Raw genomic sequence first — 18648 nt, forward strand, 5'->3', positions numbered from 1 at the left:
CTATTCGCTGGCCGCCACGAAATTCACATGCTGCCCCACATGCAAATTCAGCCGCAGTTCATCAGCAATCCCTACCGCCACGCGATTCAAACGCTCCAGCGGTTCGGCCAGACCCGGTTCCAGATTGCCGCCGACCTGACTGAAATGCTCAATCGTCAGCCCGGCCACGCCATGGGGCGCATTGACCAGCGTCCAGTGAAGCGGACTGCTTTGCACGGCTTCACGTATTTCCTCGGCGGCGTGACGTTGCAGGCGATCATCGACATCCGGCTCATCCAGCACGGCAAAATCGCCCCCCAGAAACAGCCGCGACACATTGGCCGCTTGCAGCCCATCGACCAGCGCATCGACGGCCAGCACCTGTTCGACCGGGCCGAGCACGACAGCCCGTTCCACCTGATCGCTACTGAACGGCAACCCCGGCGCATCCAATAAACAGATGACCGCCGAACTACCGGCCACGCTCTGATTGATCCGCTCCGAGTCGAACAAATCGCCGGTTTTGGTGCGCAAACCCGGACGCGGTGCGAGTGCGGTCAAATCGTCGAGGATGGCAATGACTTCGTGTTGACGCCGCAGCAACTCAGCCATCAACGCGCTGCCCAGGCTACTCATGGCACCATAGAGCACCACTTTTACCGCCGGGGTTTCGGCATTTTTCATGGCTGATCCCTTTTCTTATCCCTTGTATGGCGTGTGACATACGGGCAACGCCGAGGGTTCGAACCGATTTGCGAGGGCTTCAGATGCAAGCGATCAAGGGCTACCACGCCCACGTCTATTTCGACGCCAGCACCATTGAACAGGCACGGGCCTTGTGCGAGCAGGCCGCGCAATTGTTTGCGCTGAAAATGGGCCGCGTCCACGAACGTCCGGTCGGGCCGCATCCGGACTGGAGTTGCCAATTGGCCTTCGACCCCGAGCTGATCGGCGAGGTGCTGCCGTGGCTGGCGCTCAATCGCCAAGGTCTGGTGGTGTTTATGCACCCGGACACTGGGGATGATTTGCTCGACCACACCGAACACGCGATCTGGATGGGTGCGATCCGGCCGCTGAATCTGTCGGTTTTTTAATCAGGCTCTATAAACCTACAGCGTTTCTTCAGCTTCGCCCGGAAGCTGCTCGTCCAGATGCAGCCAGGGCAATTGGCTGTCCGTCCAGATATGTCGCTCGGCCGGTGCCAGTTGCGGCTGATCCAGCGTGGCGATGGTCACGTCGATGCTCTCGGGGCTGAGCGACGTCACCAACGCCAGTTGCGCACCGCAGTTCGGGCAGAAGAAGCGCGCGCAACTGGCCGACGAGTCGTACCGCGATGGCGCCCCGGCCAGCCACTGGAAATTTGCCGCCGGCACGGTGATCCACGTCGTGACGATTCCACCGCTGACCTTGCGGCAAATCGAACAATGGCAATGGGCGATATCCTGCAACGCCCCGCTGAACTGATAACGAATGTGTCCGCAATGGCAGCCGCCGCTGTGCAATTCGCCCATCTCGAAGCTCCCCCTTCCCGTGTTTATTGACTTTAGATCGCATCCGACGGCCGGTTGACCGTTCATTCAAAGCTTTCTGCAGCGAAAGGTAGCTGAAAGCTTCCGCGATTAGCATCGCCTCCACTTCCGGCAACAGACCGGTTGGCCAACGCGTGTGATGCCTCGCACGAACGGCCCAATTAACAACAACAATGGTGATTCTGATGTCCTCTGTAACCCGCCTCTTCGCTGTCACTCCGCCCGTACGTTTCGAGCTTCCCGTTCTGCGCTGATCCCGTCCGATCCGCTCACTCAACTAGCCGCGCTACGCCTGGAGTATTCCCATGCTGACTTTCCTTGGCTTCGCCATGGTCATCACGTTCATGTTCCTGATCATGACCAAGCGCCTGTCCGCGCTGATCGCTCTGATCATCATCCCGATTGTCTTCGCCCTGTTCGGTGGTTTTGCACCGAAGATCGGTCCGATGATGCTCGAAGGCATCACCAAGCTGGCGCCGACCGGCGTGATGCTGATGTTCGCCATTCTCTATTTCGCCCTGATGATCGACTCCGGCCTGTTCGACCCGGCCGTGCGCAAGATCCTCAAACTGGTCAAGGGCGACCCGCTAAAGGTTTCGGTCGGCACCGCCGTACTGGCGCTCGTCGTTTCCCTCGATGGTGACGGCGCGACCACTTACATGATCTGCGTGGCCGCCATGCTGCCGCTGTACAGCCGCATCGGTATGAGCCCGCGGATCATGGCCGGCCTGATCATCCTCGCCGGTGGCGTGATGAACATGACCCCATGGGGCGGCCCGACTGCCCGTGCCGCCAGTGCGCTGCATGTCGACCCGTCGGATATCTTCGTGCCGATGATTCCGGCGATGGCGGCGGGTGTTTTGGCGATCCTGGTCATCGCCTACTTCTACGGTAAACGTGAGCGTGCACGTCTGGGTGAGTTGCATCTGGTTGGCGATGATGTCGATCACAGCGAAATCAGCGTGTCGCAGTTCCCGGATGCCCGCCGTCCGAAACTGATCTGGTTCAACGGCGCCCTGACCTTCGGCCTGATGTGCACCCTGATCGCCGGCCTGCTGCCATTGCCGGTGCTGTTCATGGTGGCTTTCAGTATTGCCATGATCGTCAACTACCCTTGCCTGCAGATGCAGAAGGATCGCGTCGCCGCTCACGCCGGTAGCGTGCTGGCAGTGGTCGGGCTGATCTTTGCGGCGGGTATCTTCACCGGTATCCTGTCCGGCACCGGCATGGTCGATGCGATGTCGAAGAGCCTGTTGGCAGTGATTCCGGATTTCCTCGGCCCGTACCTGGCCGTGATCACGGCGCTGGTGAGCATGCCGTTCACCTTCTTCATGTCCAACGATGCGTTTTACTATGGCGTGTTGCCGGTGTTGGCCGAAGCCGCCAGCCACTACGGGATCACCGCAGTGGAAATGGCCCGTGCCTCGATCGTCGGTCAGCCCGTCCACTTGCTGAGCCCGTTGGTGCCATCGACGTATCTGTTGGTAGCCCTGGCCGGCATTGATTTCGGTGACCACCAGCGTTTCACCCTGAAATGGGCGATCCTGGTTTGTATCTGCATCCTGATTGCTGCACTGCTGTTGGGGACTTTCCCGGTGTTCAGCACTCTATAAGCCCAAGACTCACCGTTTCGGGTCCTGGCTTCGCGGTTTGAAGCCCGGACCTTTTTCGGTTTAACAATCGCTCAAAGGAATACACATGGAATGGCTGACCAACCCCGAAATCTGGGTTGCCTTCTTCACCCTGACCGCCCTGGAAATCGTCCTCGGCATCGATAACATCATCATGATTTCGATCCTGGTCAGCCGCATGCCCAAACACATGCAGCAGCGCACCCGGATCTTCGGTCTTGGCCTGGCCATGATCACCCGCATCCTGTTGCTGCTGTCGATCACCTGGGTCATGCGCCTCACCGCCGACCTGTTCGAAGTGTTCGGTCAGGGCATTTCCGGCCGTGACCTGATTCTGTTCTTCGGTGGTCTGTTCCTGCTGTGGAAGAGCTCGCAAGAGATGTATCACGCGCTGGAAGGCGAAGACGAAAGCGACGAAACCCCGGGTGGCAAGGGCGGCAACTTCCTCTACACCATCATCCAGATCGCGATCATCGACATCGTCTTCTCGCTGGATTCGGTGATCACTGCAGTGGGTATGGTTTCCCACGTGCCGGTGATGGTTGCGGCGATCGTTGTGGCCGTGCTGGTGATGATGCTGGCCTCGGGCAAGATCAGCGAGTTCATCGACAAGCACCCGTCGCTGAAGATGCTGGCGCTGTCGTTCCTGTTGGTGGTCGGTACCGTGCTGATTGCCGAGTCGTTCGACGTGCATGTGCCGAAAGGCTACGTCTACTTCGCCATGGCGTTCTCGCTGGCGGTGGAAGCGATCAACATCAAGCTGCGCGGCGCAATGGCCAAGAAGCGACAGCAGCAAGACCCGGTGAAACTGCGCAAGGACATTCCGGGCCAGTAACCCGGTAGTCCAGACGCCACACCCCTTGTAGGAGTGAGCCTGCTCGCGATAGCGGTCTGTCAGTCAACATCAATGTTGAGGCTGATGGCCCTATCGCGAGCAGGCTCACTCCTACATTTTTTTGTGTTGGATTCGGGATACGCGTGAATCCATTTTCATGACACTTTTGTTTCAATCGACACTTTAGCTGTGCAATGCTGGCGCCCAGACCGTTAGCCAACTACAGCTTAAGTATCAAAAACGTAGAAACCGCGCGGTACCGTCAACTTGCCTCTCTGAGGCACTGCTAATACAGGGGGTCTGCATGCTCACCCTGCTCAATCTGCTTTCCGCCGTCGCCCTGCTGATCTGGGGCACGCACATCGTCCGAACCGGCATCCTGCGGGTGTACGGCACCAACCTGCGCCATGTGATTGGCCAGAACATGTCCAAGCGCTGGCTGGCCTTTGTCGCCGGCATCGTCGTCACCGCCATGGTGCAGAGCAGCAACGCCACCGCCATGCTCGTCACCTCCTTCGTCGGCCAGGGCCTGATGGCGCTGACCCCGGCGCTGGCGACCATGCTCGGCGCCGACGTCGGTACCGCGCTGATGGCGCGGGTGCTGACGTTCGACCTGTCGTGGCTGTCGCCGCTGCTGATTTTTCTCGGGGTGATTTTCTTTCTGTCGCGCAAACAGACGCGGCTCGGACAGATGGGCCGGGTGTCCATCGGTCTGGGGCTGATCATTCTCGCGCTGCAATTGATCGTCGAGGCCGCCGCGCCGATCACCCATGCCCAAGGTGTGAAGGTGATTTTCGCCTCGTTGACTGGCGACATCCTGCTCGACGCCTTGGTCGGCGCGCTGTTCGCGATGATTTCCTATTCCAGCCTCGCGGCCGTGCTGCTCACCGCGACGCTGGCCGGTGCTGCGGTCATCAGTTTGCCGGTGGCAATTGGTCTGGTGATCGGCGCCAATATCGGCAGCGGCGTGCTGGCGTTCATGAGCACCAGCATGCAGAACGCCGCCGGCCGGCAAGTGGCGCTGGGCAGTCTGTTGTACAAACTCATTGGCTTGCTGCTGATCATCCCGGTGCTCGACCCGCTGGTGCACTGGATCGACAGCCTCGATTTCAGTCCGCAGGAAATGGTCATCGGTTTTCACCTGCTCTACAACACCGTGCGCTGCCTGATTCTGCTGCCAAGCGTCGGGCCGATGGCGCGCCTGTGTGCGTGGTTGCTGCCGGAGCGGCCGGAGGTCAACGGCACCGCCAAACCCCGTCATCTCGACGCCACCGCACTGGTCACGCCGAGTCTGGCGCTGGCCAACGCCGCGCGGGAAACCCTGCGCATGGGTGATCTGCTGGAGAACATGCTCGACGCCACCCTTGATGTACTGCGCGGCAAGCAGACCGCTGTCACCCAGGAAATACGTCGGCTGACCGATGACATCGAATCCTTGTACAGCGCGATCAAGCTCTACCTGGCGCAGATGCCCCGCGAAGACCTTGGCGAGCAGGACAGTCGGCGCTGGGCCGAGATCATTGAACTGGCGATCAACCTGAAACTGGCCAGCGACCTGATCGAACGCATGCTGCGCAAGATCCAGCAGCAGAAGACCTCGCAGCGCCGCTCGTTTTCCGAGGAAGGCCTGGAGGATCTGGCCGGATTGCAGCAGCAATTGATTGCTAACCTGCGTCTGGGCCTCTCGGTATTCCTCAGCGGTGACCGCGAAAGTGCCCGCCAGCTACTGCGCGAGAAACGCCGCTTTCGCGCACAGGAGCGCCGTCTGGCGCATGCGCATGTCAGCCGTTTGCAACGCAAGATCGTCCAGAGTCTGGAAACCAGTTCGTTGCACCTGGAGTTGATTGCCGACATGAAGCGCTTGAATTCACTGTTTTGCGGCAGTGCGTATGTGGTGCTGGAAACGGCCGACACCGGAGCGCTGGCGGCGGATGATATTGCCGACATTACGCATTCGCCTTGAACGACTGGGGCTGGGTTTAGTCAGTTACATTGATTCAGCCTTAAGACCTTCGCGAGCAGGCTCGCTCCCACAGGGGAATGCGTTTCGAATGTGGGAGCGACGGTGCGACGATTCGACCTGCTCGCGAATGGCGGCCTGAATAGCGACACGGATCTCCAAATCAGCCGTATGGAAGCCTGTTATGCGTTGCCTGTTGTTCGCCTGTCTGTTGCTCGGTTCCCTGCCCGCCTTTGCCCTGGATCGTTTTCAGGTCGAAGGCTATGCGCTGCCCAACGGTTTGCAGTTGCTGCTCAAGCCCGGCACCGAGCGCGGGCATGTGGCGATCCGGCTGGTGGTCGGCGTCGGCCTCGATGATTTCGATTGCGATGACAAGGAGCTGCCGCACCTGCTTGAGCATTTGTTGTTCAGCGGCATCGACGCCACCGGCGAAGGCGGTTTAGAGGAGCGCATGCAGGCACTGGGCGGTGACTGGAATGCCTTCACCAGCAACGCCGACACCACGTTTGTCATTGAGGCCCCGGCGAAAAACCAGCGCAAAGTGCTCGACCTGCTGCTCGCTCTGCTGACGCAAACGCGCATCGACGACAACGCGATCAACGCCGCCAAACGGGTGGTCGAGCGCGAGGACGGTGGCCATTACACCCGGCTACAACGTTTTCTCGATCGTCAGGATCTCGGCCACACCGCGGCCAATCAACTCGCCGTCGAACTGGGCCTGAAATGCCCGCAGCGTGCCGAAGTCGGTCACCTGACTCAGGAGCAGTTGGAAAAGGTGCGCAAGGCCTGGTACGCGCCGAACAACATGACCCTGATCGTCGTCGGCGAACTCGACAAACTGCTGCCGGCTTACCTGGAACGCACCTGGGGGGCACTCGAAGCGGTTGAGCCGAGCGAACACCGTGCACTGCCAGACATCAGCACCAGCGCCGCCCATGAGCGCACCCTCACCCGTGGTTTTATCGGCGACAGCGCCAAGCTGCACTGGCTGGTGCCGGAGCCGGTGATCGATGATCAGTACGACCAGACCTTCGACATTCTCAAGGATTATCTGGACTGGGCGCTGTACCGGCAGATCCGCCTCAATCACGGTTTGTCCTATGGACCTTGGGCCGAGCGCGAAGTGTTTGGCGGTGTCGGCTTCATGAGCCTGAATGCCGATCTGGATCGCGACGATGTCGACGAAGCCATCCAGGTGCTGGAAGACCTCAAGGCCGATCTGCTGAAAAACGGCCTCGACCCGGACACCTTTGCGCGGATCAAACAGGCTTCAATCGCCCATCAAGCCTGGGCGGTGCAAGGCAACAGCGCGATGGCGGATTACTACTGGAGTGCGCTGAGTGATTACGAGGATGGCCGTTTCGCCAACCCGGCGCGCGAGCTGCAAGGGGTGACGCTGGAGGCGGCGAACAAGGCCATGCGTGAGTTGCTGCTGCAACCCGGGTATCTGCGGATCGAGAAGCCATTGATCAGTGATGATCAGGTGTTGTGGTTGAGTGCGGGTGGCTTGGGTCTGGTGTTGTTGATCCTGATCGGTTGGCGTTTGCATCACCGCCGAAAATCCGCCGAACACTAACCCCTGTGGGAGCGAGCCTGCTCGCGAAAGCGGTGGGTCATACAACAAATGTGGTGACTGACCCACCGCATTCGCGAGCAGGCTCGCTCCCACAGGGTGAGTGGTGAATTTACTGACCGGCAGCCTCGCCACAGCGCCCGGCGGGCGCTACTCTGTCGAGGTTTTTTCCTATCCAGTTGTGAACCGCCCAAATGCCAAAAATACAGCTCCTGATCCAGCGCCTTCTCGAACTGATGAAGCGCTATCCCGGGGTCATTGCGCTTGGCGGTTTCATCTCCGGAGTCGGCAGTTTCATCATGGTCGATCGTCAGCAAGGGCTGGCGAGCTGGATCACCGTGATCATGCTGCTCAGCTGGATCTGGCTGATGCTGGAAAACACCCTGACCGGCCTCTTCACCCGCATCTTCAAACGCGAGATTCCCCAGCCGCTGCTGCGTTACGCAACGCAGATGATCCATCAGGAAAGCCTGTTTTTCGTCCTGCCATTCTTCTTCATCACCACGACATGGAACAGCGGCCAGTTGTTCTTCACCGGTCTGCTCAGCGTTGCCGCACTGATCTCCATCGTCGATCCGCTCTACTACAAATGGCTGGCGCCCCGGCGCTGGGCGTTTCTCGCGCTGCACACGCTGACCCTGTTCGCCGCCCTGCTCACTGCGTTGCCGGTGATCATGCACCTGACCACCGCGCAGAGCTTCAAATGGGCACTGGGCATTGCCGTGCTGTTGTCGTTCCCGAGTCTGGCGTCGATCTTCCCGATCCGTACACTGCGCAACGCGCTGGCGATCCTGTGCATCACCGTCGGTATCGGCGGCGTCGGTTGGGCGCTGCGTTCGTGGGTGCCGCCGGCGACGCTGTGGATGACCGATGTGGCGATCAGCACGCAAATGCAGGATCGCACCCCCGGTGCCAGCCTCGACACGGTCAGCGCCGAACAGATTCGTGGTGATGGCCTCTACGCCTACACCGCGATCAATGCGCCGCGCGGGCTCGATGAGCGGATTTATCACGTCTGGCAATTCAACGGCAAAGAGGTCGACCGCATTGCCCTCGACATCCATGGCGGGCGCAAGGAAGGCTACCGGGCGTGGACGCACAAGCAGAACTTCCCCGGCAATCCGGCGGGCAAGTGGCAGGTGCGGGTGCTGACCGAGGATGGCCAGGTGATCGGCGTGCTGCGTTTCGAAGTCACGGACAGCACAGCGATCAAAGAAAAGTAACCGCGTTCGTGCTATTACGTTAGTTCGCCTAATAGCCGAACAAGCACGGAGCTTATGACCAGCAGCTCGATCAGCGGCAATGCCCAACTGGACACGTCGATCAGCCCTGCCCGCCTGCGGGTCACGGGGGACTGGACGCTTGTCCATTACGCCGAGCTCAAGCACCTGAGCGAAAAGCTCCACGGCCAGTACGACGCCAACACGCCGATTGATCTGAATAGCCTCGGCGCCCTCGACACGGCTGGCGCTTCGTTGCTGGTCGAACTGCTCGGCTCCGAGCGTCTCGGCAAATCCGCCGAACACCCCGATTGCACGCTCTCCTCCGCCGACCGCGCGCTGCTGCAAACCGTGTATCAATCGATGACTGATTTCTGCGTGCCGATCAAGGAGGCGGAAGTCAGCGTCAGCGTGCAACTGCTGACCCGGATCGGTCGCGCCGTGGAAACGGTCTGGCAAGACACCCTGCAAGTGCTGGGTTTCATCGGCCTGATCCTGGAAACCATCGCCCGTGGCCTGTTCCGGCCCAAACGCTGGCGCATCACGCCGATGATCGCGCACATCGAACAGACCGGCCTCGACGCCGCGCCGATCGTGGCGTTGCTCACCTTTCTGGTGGGTGCGGTGGTGGCGTTTCTCGGGGCTACGGTGCTGGCGAGTTTTGGCGCGACGATTTTTACCGTGGACCTGGTGGGCTTCTCGTTTTTGCGTGAATTCGGCGTGCTGCTCACGGCGATCCTGATGGCCGGGCGCACCGCCAGTGCCTTCACCGCGCAGATCGGCTCGATGAAGGCCAATGAAGAAATCGACGCGATCCGCACCCTCGGCCTCGACCCGATGGAGCTGCTGGTGGTGCCGCGTGTGCTGGCGATGCTGGTGGCGCTGCCGATGCTGACGTTTCTTGCGATGCTCTGCGGGATTATTGGCGGCGGTGTGGTCTGCGCGGTGTCGCTGGATATTTCGCCGGCGATGTTCCTGACACTGTTGCAATCGGACATCGGCATCCAGCATTTTCTGGTGGGGTTGGTGAAAGCGCCGATCTTCGCTTTCCTGATCGCCGCGATTGGCTGCCTGGAAGGCTTCAAGGTCAGCGGCAGTGCCGAGTCGGTCGGCGCACACACCACGTCTGCCGTGGTGCAATCGATTTTCGTGGTGATCGTGCTCGACGCGGTGGCCGCGCTGTTCTTCATGGAGATGGGCTGGTGAGTCGTCTACCCCGCGCGCCCTCGGAGGCGGTGATCGAAGTCCGTGGCCTGTGCAATCGTTTCGGCAGCCAGAGCGTGCACGAGAATCTCGATCTGGATTTGTACAAAGGCGAGATTCTCGCCGTGGTTGGCGGCTCCGGCAGCGGCAAATCGGTGTTGCTGCGCAGCATCGTCGGTTTGCGCCGGCCCAGCGAAGGCATGGTCAAAGTGTTTGGCAAGAACCTGCCGAGCCTGTCCGAGCATGAGCGTTCGCTGGTCGAGCGACGCTTCGGTGTGCTGTTCCAGAAAGGCGCGCTGTTCTCCTCGCTGACGGTCACCGAGAACGTCGCCCTGCCCCTTATCGAACATGCGGGCCTCAGCCGCAACGATGCCGAGCACCTGGCGGCAGTGAAACTGGCTTTGGCCGGATTACCGCTGTCAGCGGCGGACAAATACCCGGCGTCGCTGTCCGGCGGCATGATCAAGCGTGCTGCGCTGGCGCGGGCCTTGGCGCTGGATCCGGATATTCTGTTTCTCGACGAGCCGACTGCCGGCCTTGATCCGATAGGCGCTGCGCAGTTCGATCAACTGATTCTGACCCTGCGCGATGCACTCGGCCTCAGCGTGTTTCTGGTGACTCACGACCTCGACACGCTCTACACCATTACCGACCGCGTGGCGGTGCTGGCGCAGAAAAAGGTCTTGGTCGCGGGGCCGATCGATGTGGTTTCGGAAACCGATGACGCATGGATTCACGAATACTTCCACGGCCCGCGCGGCCGCTCGGCGCTGGACGCCGCCAAATTGCTCAACGAGGTCTGACATGGAAACCCGAGCCCATCATGTGTTGATCGGCCTGTTCTCAGTGATTGTCGTGGCAGGCGCCCTGCTCTTCGGCCTGTGGCTGGCCAAGTCTAGCGTCGACACTGAGTTCAAGGATTACGAAATTGTCTTCAGCGAGGCGGTCAGCGGTTTGTCCAAGGGCAGCCCGGTGCAGTACAGCGGGATCAAGGTCGGCGACGTGATCAACCTGCGCCTTGATCCGAAAGATCCACGGCGCGTGCTGGCGCGGATTCGTTTGGCCGGTGACACGCCAGTCAAAGAAGACACACAGGCCAAACTGGCACTGGCCGGGATCACTGGCACATCGCTCATCCAGCTCAGCGGTGGCACGCCCGAGAGTCCGCAGCTCCGTGGTCACGACGGCAATCTGCCAACCATCGTCGCCTCACCCTCGCCTATCTCGCGACTGCTTAATGACTCTAACGATTTGATGACCGGGATCACCGCGCTGCTGCAGAACGCCAACCAGATGTTCTCCGCCGAAAACGTCGACCGCGTCAGCAAGACGCTCGCCCATCTGGAGCAAACCACCGGGACGATCAACGATCAGCGCGGCGATATCAAGCAGGCCATGCAGCAACTGGCGACCGTCGGCAAACAGGCCGGCAGCATGCTCGAACAGACGTCGCTGCTGATGCGCAACGCCAACGGTTTGATCAACGACCAGGGCAAACAGGCACTGGGCAGCGCCGAGCAGGCGATGAAGTCGCTGGAACAAAGCACGACCACCATCAGCACTTTGCTGAGCAAAAACGAAAACTCCCTCGACAACGGCATGCAGGGCCTCAATGGCCTGGCCCCGGCGATCCGCGAACTGCGTGAGACGCTGACCTCGTTGCGCGCTATTTCCCAACGCCTTGAGGCCAATCCCAGCGGTTACCTGCTGGGCCGTGACAAGAACAAGGAATTCACGCCATGAAGCTGACTCGACTCGCCCTCTTCGCTGCCGGTTTTTCCTTGATCAGCGCCTGTTCGATTCTGCCCAAGTCCGAGCCGGCGGATGTCTATCGCCTGCCAACCGCACAGACGCCCGCCTCGGCCAGTTCGGCGTCGGCTCAATCGTGGTCGCTGCGGCTGAACAAGTTGCAGGCCAGTGAGGCTTTGAACCGGCCGACAATTGCGGTGATTCCTCAGGGCGATGTGATCAGCAGCTACAAGGGCTCGCGCTGGAGTGATCCGGCGCCGGTGCTGGTGCGTAATCGCTTGCTCGACGGGTTTGCGCGTGATGGTCGGGTGACGTTGCTGAGTACCGATGACAGCAACTTTGCCGCGGATCTGGAATTGGGCGGGAGCTTGCAGGCGTTTCAGACCGAGTATCAGGGCTCGCAGGCCAGCGTCGTGGTGCGGGTCGATGCGTTGTTGGTGCGCGGTTATGACCAACGGATTCTCGCCAGTCGCCGCTTTGAAGAGCGCCAGCCGTTGAGTGATGTTCAGGTGCCGGCGGTGGTCGCCGGGTTTGGCCAGGCCAGTGATCGCCTGACCACCAAGGTCGTCGCGTGGGCCGTCGACCAAGGCCAAAAGCTCGCCCCTCAAAGACCTTAAGCCCCAACACCAATCCCTGTGGGAGCGAGCCTGCTCGCGAAGGCGTCGTGTCAGACACATCAACGTGAATGACAAACCGCTTTCGCGAGCAGGCTCGCTCCCACATTGGATATTTGTTCAGCCGAAGAACCAGTAGCAGACGAAAATAGCCCCGACCACACCGGCAAACTCTGCCAACAGTGCACAGCCCACCGCATGCCGCGCCCGCTGAATGCCCACCGCGCCGAAATACACCGCGAGCACATAGAACGTCGTCTCGGTACTTCCCTGAATCGTCGCTGCGACCAGCGCCGGGAAGCTGTCGACGCCTGAAGTCTTCATCGTTTCGATGAGCATCGCCCGCGCCGCGCTGCCGGAAAACGGTTTGACCATCGCCGTCGGCAACGCATCGACAAACCGCGTGTCCCAGCCAGCCCACTCGACCAGATGACGAATGCCATCCAGACCGAAGTCCAGCGCCCCCGATGCGCGCAGTACGCCCACCGCACAGAGCATCGCCACCAGATACGGCAGCAGGTTCTTCGCGACGTCGAAGCCTTCCTTCGCGCCCTCAACGAACGCCTCGTAGACCTTCACTTTCTTTAACGCGCCGATCAGCAAGAACAGCATGATCAGCCCGAACAACGTGAGATTGCCGAGGATCGACGACAATCCCGCCAAAGCGGTTGCTGACAGGGTGCCCAGCAGCGCCATGAAGCCACCGAGAATCAACGCGCCGGGAATCAGATAGGCCAACACCACCGGATCCCAGATCCGCAGACGCTGCATGAACGCCACCGAGAGAAAGCCGACAATCGTCGAGCAACTGGTCGCCAGCAGGATCGGCAGGAACACCAGCGTCGGATCCGGCGCGCCTTGCTGGGCGCGGTACATGAAGATCGTTACCGGCAGCAGGGTCAGGGAAGAGGCGTTGAGCACCAGGAAGAGGATTTGCGCGTTACTGGCGATGGTGGCACTGGGATTGAGCTCCTGCAGCGCCTTCATGGCTTTCAGGCCGATGGGCGTGGCCGCGTTGTCGAGGCCCAGACCGTTGGCGGCGAAGTTCAACGTGATCAGGCCGAGGGCAGGGTGTCCGGCCGGGACTTCCGGCATCAGCCGCAGAAACAGAGGGCCGAGCACCTTGGCCAGCCATTCGACGATCCCGGCCTTTTCGGCAATGCGCAGGAAGCCCAGCCACAAGGTGAGGGTGCCGAACAGCAGCACCATGACCTCGACCGAGAGCTTGGCCATGGCGAAAATGCTTTCCACCATCGCCGCAAAGATCCCGGCGTTGCCGCCGATCAGCCACTGCGCCAGCGCCGACACGGCTGCCACGATGAAGAAGCCAAGCCACAGGCCATTAAGCATCAGTCAAATCCCCCGAAGAATGCGGCGAATGATAGCGGGGTCGCCAGAAACGACAAACCCCGGATTTCTCCGGGGTTCGTATGGCTGACTCGGTCCACTGTAGGAGTGAGCCTGCTCGCGATGGCGGTGTATCAGACAACAGAGATGTTGAACGTACAGCCCTCATCGCGAGCAGGCTCACTCCTACAGGGATTTGTGTCAGTTCTTGGAAATTTCGCCAGCTGGCAGTTTTTCCTTGCTGCGCCAGTGCGGCAGGGAGTTCCAGTAGCGCTCGCCTTTGGCATCGTCGTACATGCCTTCCCAACGTGCGATTACCAGCACAGCCAGCGCGTTACCGATCACGTTCAGAGCGGTACGGGCCATGTCCATAACGCGGTCGACACCCGCGATGAACGCCAGGCCTTCCAGCGGGATACCGACGCTGCCCAGGGTCGCCAGCAGCACCACGAAGGACACGCCCGGTACACCGGCGATGCCTTTGGAGGTAACCATCAGGGTCAGGACCAGCAGCAGCTGCTGGCTGATCGACAGGTCGATGCCGTACAGCTGAGCGATGAAGATCGCGGCGATGGACTGGTACAGGGTCGAACCGTCGAGGTTGAACGAGTAACCGGTCGGCACGACGAAGCTGCAGATGGCTTTCGGTGCGCCGTAGGCTTCCATCTTCTCGATCACGCGTGGCAGCACGGTTTCCGACGAGGCGGTGGAGTAGGCCAGTACCAGCTCATCCTTGAAGATGCGCATCAGCTTGAACACCGAGAAACCGAACATCTTGGCGATCAGGCCCAGCACCACAAAGGCGAAGAAGGCGATGGCGAAGTAAACCAGGATGACCAGTTTGGCCAGCGGCACCAGCGAGGCGAAGCCGAAGTTGGCCACGGTCACCGCGATCAGGGCGAACACGCCGATAGGCGCGTAGTTCATGATCATGTGGGTGACTTTGAACATGCTTTCCGAGACGCCCTGGAACATCTTCACCAGCGGTTCGCGCAGGTCCGACTGCAGGCTCGACAGACCGAGACCGAACAGCACGGAGAAGAAGATGATCGGCAGCATTTCGCCGCGGGCCATGGCCGCGAAGATATTCGACGGGATCAGGTTGAGGATGGTCTCGATGAACGCGTGTTCATGCTGTACTTCGGCGGCGGTCGCCTGGTACTTGGAGATATCCACTGTGCCCAGGGTGCTCATGTCGATGCCGGCGCCCGGATGGAACACGTTTGCCAATACCAGACCAACGAGGATGGCGATGGTGGTGACGATTTCGAAATAGATAATCGTCTTCAGGCCGATACGCCCGAGCTTCTTGGCGTCACCCACGCCGGCAATGCCGACGATCAGGGAGGAGATGACGATCGGGATCACGATCATCTTGATCAGACGGATAAAGATATCGCCTGCTGGTTGCAGGACGTTGCTGATCCACCAGGCTTTCTCGGCACTGAAGTGGTTGAGCAACGCACCAATTGCAATACCCAATACCAGACCGATGAGGATCTGCCAGGCGAGGCTAAGTTTTGCCTTCTTCATTATCTTTACCCTTACTTGCGTTTGACTCAGGCACATGCAGGAACTGGAACGCTCTTTAGCGGAAAAGTTTGTGCATCTGCCTCCGTATAAGGTGCCCCGAAGCGCGTGATTACGGCTCTTCGGCAGGCGAAAAAAGGCGCAACTATTCCGATGCAAGGTTGCGCCGTCTAATGCCGTAAACGCCTACCCTATGCCGAATCGGCATGAGCTTTTTTAAATGAAACTGGCGTCCCAACCGGTTCGATTGTGACATTTCGGCCGGCATAAGTGCCGTGAACCGGCCATCACAGAGCAGGTTGATTATTTTTTGAACGAGAAAAATCGACAAAAATCTTGGGAAAAAGCCTACGCGGCAAGACTAGAAGTCCTACTGTTCAAGCGGTTTTTTTGTCGATATACGGTCGCCAGGAAACACCGCGTAATGTTTTCGCGCGCAGTGTCAGCGATAAAAACAACGAGCTGGACGCTCTGGATCAATGTTTTGTCTGATTGAAAGCTCAGCGCAAGTCGGTCGAACCGCTGTGGGTCGGCGAACCTGCGGCGCAGCTTTTACCCTGACCCGGCCCTTGCGCAGGCACTCCCTGTACCCGTAGGTCACTCCGACCCTGCAACAGTCAGAACGTCCCGGCCCCCTGGTCATGCGCCAGCCTTCCTCAGGTCGGCGCAATGGAAAGCAGCGGGGCTGCTGCCTTCATGTTCAGATCAGTACCACTTCGGATCTTTCTTCAGGGTTTCCATCAAAAGATCCTGCATGCCCTGGTCGGGTTTGCCGAGGAAGCGGTAGGTGGCATGTCGCGTTGGCGACTTGTCCGCTGGCAGTCCCTCGGGCACATCAACGAGCATGGCGTAAGCATCTTTCTTGTCGAAACTGAACGCGACGATCAAGCGGTGGTTCAAGCACTTGTCTGCGGATTCGCAGAGCGGGCCGACCAGATACTGGTCGCCATCTTCAGTCACGGCATTCATCTGTTGGTCAGGCGTGCCGGACAGGTTCATCACCCATTCCGGCAGGCGCTCTTCCTTCTTCACCACGCCTTCCCAGGTTTCCCGGTATTGCGGGTCTGAACTCAACAGTTCGTTGACCCGCGTCTGGCCGTCATTGGCCGCCATCGCCATGGCACTACCGCCCAGAAGCAGGGCGGCTGCCAGTGTCTTCAAAGCACTCATCGTTAACCTCGGCCGCGACGGCCAAAGAAGAAGGAAGCGATGAACATCACCAGGAACACGACAAAGAGAATCTTGGCGATACCCGTGGCGGTGCCCGCGATACCACCGAAGCCCAGTACTGCAGCGATGATGGCAATGATCAAGAATGTAATTGCCCAGCTCAACATGGTGATTCTCCTTACTTCTCTATTTAGGGGTGTTGCGTGTCCCGGCGCTGCGCGCCCGAATTCATTCAATCAGTCAGAAAACCCAACGCTCTTCACGTGGCAGTTGATCGAGCGGCTGCGCCTGATCGACATCCATCATGCGCATCGAGGCGCTTTCGGCCTGGCTGCTGCTGACGGCGCTGAAGTGCGTTTGTGTGCTGTGCTGGATCGAGATCAGCGGCTCAACCTGCTGGCTGTTTTCCCAGCGCAGGTATTGCTGGCAGGCGATCAGGGTGATCAACAGCGCAAGTACGCCAAACAGACCTTGCTGGATATGCAGTGGCGAGATACGCACTTGGGCGGCACGTTGGCGAGTCATCCTGGGTTCCTCACTCTTATTCGGTGGGGGCAGTTCGTATCTGCCCGGGCTGAATGAGGTATTGCAGCCTGCATGCCAGTTTTTTAAATGAAAAATATTCAATAAAATCAATATGTTACAAGCTTGGCGAAAAGCGTTAGCGACGCATCCTGCACGATGGGTCATCTGGGATCGTGCGCAATGCACGATTTTTTCGTAGGAGATTTCATTCTTATGGAATTGAGAGCAGGGCGCAGATGTCAGAAAAGTACGCAGGGAATGCCCTGCAAATCGGAATTTGTTTAAAAAACCAACAAAATCAACGTATTGGCCGTAAAGGCAGGAGAGGGCTACCCTCCTATGGCTGGCATCGTTCAGAATCAACCATGCAACTTGCCCGATTTTTCCGGGACTAACCCAAGACCAATCACTATGGAGCGTAGGAAAAATGGAATCTGCCACTGAGCATCAAGGCCGCATTCTGCTGGTGGACGACGAATCCGCCATCCTGCGTACCTTCCGTTATTGCCTCGAAGACGAGGGCTATACGGTTGCCACCGCCAACAGCGCGGCTCAGGCCGACGCCCTACTGCAACGGCAGGTTTTCGACCTGTGCTTCCTTGATCTGCGTCTGGGCGAAGACAACGGTCTCGACGTGCTGGCGCAGATGCGTATTCAGGCGCCTTGGATGCGTGTAGTGATTGTGACCGCGCATTCGGCCGTCGATACTGCTGTGGATGCGATCCAGGCCGGCGCTGCTGATTATCTGGTCAAGCCATGCAGCCCGGATCAACTGCGTCTGGCCACCGCCAAGCAATTGGAAGTGCGCCAACTGTCGGCGCGCCTCGAGGCGCTGGAAGGAGAGATCCGCAAGCCGAAAGACGGTCTCGATTCCCACAGCCCGGCGATGAAAGTGGTACTGGAAACGGCCCGCCAGGTCGCCAGCACTGACGCCAACATTCTTATTCTTGGCGAGTCCGGCACCGGTAAAGGTGAGCTGGCCCGAGCGATTCATGGCTGGAGCAAACGCGAGAAGAAATCCTGCGTAACCATCAACTGCCCGTCGTTGACCGCCGAACTGATGGAAAGCGAGCTGTTCGGTCACAGCCGTGGCGCCTTTACCGGGGCCAGCGAAAGCACTTTGGGTCGGGTCAATCAAGCGGACGGCGGTACGCTGTTTCTCGACGAGATCGGCGACTTTCCCCTGACATTGCAACCAAAGTTGCTGCGTTTCATTCAAGACAAGGAATATGAGCGGGTAGGGGATCCGGTCACCCGTCGCGCTGACGTGCGCATTTTGGCGGCGACCAACCTCAACCTTGAAGACATGGTTCGCGACGGACGATTCCGTGAGGATCTGCTCTATCGCCTGAACGTCATCACTCTGCACCTGCCACCACTGCGTGAACGTGCCGAGGACATCCTGACTCTGGCCGACCGTTTCCTCGCGCGCTTCGTCAAAGAGTACGCGCGTCCGGCACGAGGCTTCAGCGACGAGGCTCGTGAAGCACTGCTCGGCTACCGCTGGCCGGGCAACATTCGCGAGTTGCGCAACGTGGTCGAGCGGGCGAGCATCATCTGCCCGCAGGAACGCGTGGAAATCAGCCACCTCGGCATGGCCGAACAACCGGCCAACAATGCGCCAAGAGTCGGTGCGGCATTGAGCCTCGACGAATTGGAGAAAGCCCACATCGGCGCGGTTCTCGCCACCGCCGGTACGCTGGATCAGGCGGCGAAAACCCTCGGCATCGATGCTTCGACCCTGTACCGCAAGCGCAAGCAGTACAACCTGTGAGCGATCGAC

The 18648-nt window shown here is 59.6% G+C and carries 18 protein-coding genes; 11 read left to right on the forward strand and 7 right to left on the reverse strand.

The window, feature by feature from the left end; genetic code table 11:
* Positions 1–663: an NAD(P)-dependent oxidoreductase gene (locus QOM10_RS00175; protein WP_316917377.1), complete on the reverse strand. Its 663-nt coding sequence runs from the start codon at positions 661–663 to the stop codon at positions 1–3.
* 83 nt (positions 664–746) lie between these two features.
* Here QOM10_RS00175 and QOM10_RS00180 point away from each other — a divergent pair, with 83 nt between their 5' ends.
* On the forward strand, positions 747–1073 hold the full coding sequence (locus QOM10_RS00180) for a DOPA 4,5-dioxygenase family protein (protein WP_316917378.1): 327 nt from the start codon (positions 747–749) through the stop codon (positions 1071–1073).
* A gap of 15 nt (positions 1074–1088) precedes the next feature.
* Here QOM10_RS00180 and QOM10_RS00185 read toward each other — a convergent pair whose 3' ends face one another.
* Positions 1089–1490 (reverse strand): GFA family protein, encoded by a 402-nt coding sequence (locus QOM10_RS00185; RefSeq protein WP_316917379.1) that lies wholly within the window; start codon positions 1488–1490, stop codon positions 1089–1091.
* A gap of 323 nt (positions 1491–1813) precedes the next feature.
* On the opposite strand from QOM10_RS00185, the gene QOM10_RS00190 reads away from it, so the two are divergent.
* The 9 genes from QOM10_RS00190 to QOM10_RS00230 all read left to right on the forward strand — a co-directional run bounded on the left by QOM10_RS00190 (position 1814) and on the right by QOM10_RS00230 (position 12296).
* Positions 1814–3121, forward strand: a complete 1308-nt coding sequence (locus QOM10_RS00190; protein WP_095119664.1) for a CitMHS family transporter — start codon at positions 1814–1816, stop codon at positions 3119–3121.
* 85 nt (positions 3122–3206) lie between these two features.
* A complete protein-coding gene (locus QOM10_RS00195) occupies positions 3207–3974 on the forward strand; it encodes a TerC family protein (protein WP_007911817.1) in 768 nt (255 codons plus the stop codon).
* A gap of 304 nt (positions 3975–4278) precedes the next feature.
* Positions 4279–5937: a Na/Pi cotransporter family protein gene (locus tag QOM10_RS00200; RefSeq protein WP_316917380.1), complete on the forward strand. Its 1659-nt coding sequence runs from the start codon at positions 4279–4281 to the stop codon at positions 5935–5937.
* 181 nt (positions 5938–6118) lie between these two features.
* The gene (locus QOM10_RS00205) at positions 6119–7510 is read left to right on the forward strand and encodes a M16 family metallopeptidase (RefSeq protein ID WP_150776548.1); all 1392 of its coding nucleotides are present in this window, start codon (positions 6119–6121) and stop codon (positions 7508–7510) included.
* A 191-nt stretch (positions 7511–7701) separates the two neighbouring features.
* A complete protein-coding gene (locus QOM10_RS00210) occupies positions 7702–8730 on the forward strand; it encodes a DUF5924 family protein (protein ID WP_127925300.1) in 1029 nt (342 codons plus the stop codon).
* A 54-nt stretch (positions 8731–8784) separates the two neighbouring features.
* The gene (locus tag QOM10_RS00215) at positions 8785–9933 is read left to right on the forward strand and encodes an ABC transporter permease (protein ID WP_127925301.1); all 1149 of its coding nucleotides are present in this window, start codon (positions 8785–8787) and stop codon (positions 9931–9933) included.
* A complete protein-coding gene (locus tag QOM10_RS00220; protein WP_007911797.1) occupies positions 9930–10733 on the forward strand; it encodes an ABC transporter ATP-binding protein in 804 nt (267 codons plus the stop codon). The genes QOM10_RS00215 and QOM10_RS00220 overlap by 4 nt, the downstream gene beginning before the upstream one ends.
* Position 10734: 1 nt before the next feature.
* A complete protein-coding gene (locus QOM10_RS00225; protein WP_127925302.1) occupies positions 10735–11673 on the forward strand; it encodes an MlaD family protein in 939 nt (312 codons plus the stop codon).
* A complete protein-coding gene (locus tag QOM10_RS00230; RefSeq protein WP_150749939.1) occupies positions 11670–12296 on the forward strand; it encodes an ABC-type transport auxiliary lipoprotein family protein in 627 nt (208 codons plus the stop codon). The genes QOM10_RS00225 and QOM10_RS00230 overlap by 4 nt, the downstream gene beginning before the upstream one ends.
* A 117-nt stretch (positions 12297–12413) precedes the next feature.
* Here QOM10_RS00230 and QOM10_RS00235 read toward each other — a convergent pair whose 3' ends face one another.
* The 5 genes from QOM10_RS00235 to QOM10_RS00255 form a co-directional block, all read right to left on the reverse strand.
* Positions 12414–13643 (reverse strand): nucleoside recognition domain-containing protein, encoded by a 1230-nt coding sequence (locus tag QOM10_RS00235; RefSeq protein WP_007911793.1) that lies wholly within the window; start codon positions 13641–13643, stop codon positions 12414–12416.
* A 198-nt stretch (positions 13644–13841) separates the two neighbouring features.
* Positions 13842–15173 (reverse strand): glutamate/aspartate:proton symporter GltP, encoded by a 1332-nt coding sequence (gene gltP, locus QOM10_RS00240; protein WP_007911792.1) that lies wholly within the window; start codon positions 15171–15173, stop codon positions 13842–13844.
* 702 nt (positions 15174–15875) lie between these two features.
* Positions 15876–16340: an inhibitor of vertebrate lysozyme family protein gene (locus tag QOM10_RS00245; protein WP_016986435.1), complete on the reverse strand. Its 465-nt coding sequence runs from the start codon at positions 16338–16340 to the stop codon at positions 15876–15878.
* 2 nt (positions 16341–16342) lie between these two features.
* The gene (locus QOM10_RS00250; protein ID WP_003177151.1) at positions 16343–16507 is read right to left on the reverse strand and encodes a DUF1328 domain-containing protein; all 165 of its coding nucleotides are present in this window, start codon (positions 16505–16507) and stop codon (positions 16343–16345) included.
* 73 nt (positions 16508–16580) lie between these two features.
* Positions 16581–16865 carry a hypothetical protein gene (locus QOM10_RS00255; protein WP_127925304.1) on the reverse strand — a complete coding sequence of 95 codons (285 nt, stop codon included), beginning with the start codon at positions 16863–16865 and terminating at the stop codon, positions 16581–16583.
* 427 nt (positions 16866–17292) lie between these two features.
* Between QOM10_RS00255 and algB the strand changes: the two genes are divergently transcribed.
* Positions 17293–18639 (forward strand): sigma-54-dependent response regulator transcription factor AlgB, encoded by a 1347-nt coding sequence (gene algB, locus QOM10_RS00260; protein ID WP_025112294.1) that lies wholly within the window; start codon positions 17293–17295, stop codon positions 18637–18639.
* Positions 18640–18648 lie beyond the last annotated feature (9 nt).

It is taken from the genome of Pseudomonas sp. P108 (assembly GCF_032613195.1).
Lineage (GTDB): Bacteria > Pseudomonadota > Gammaproteobacteria > Pseudomonadales > Pseudomonadaceae > Aquipseudomonas.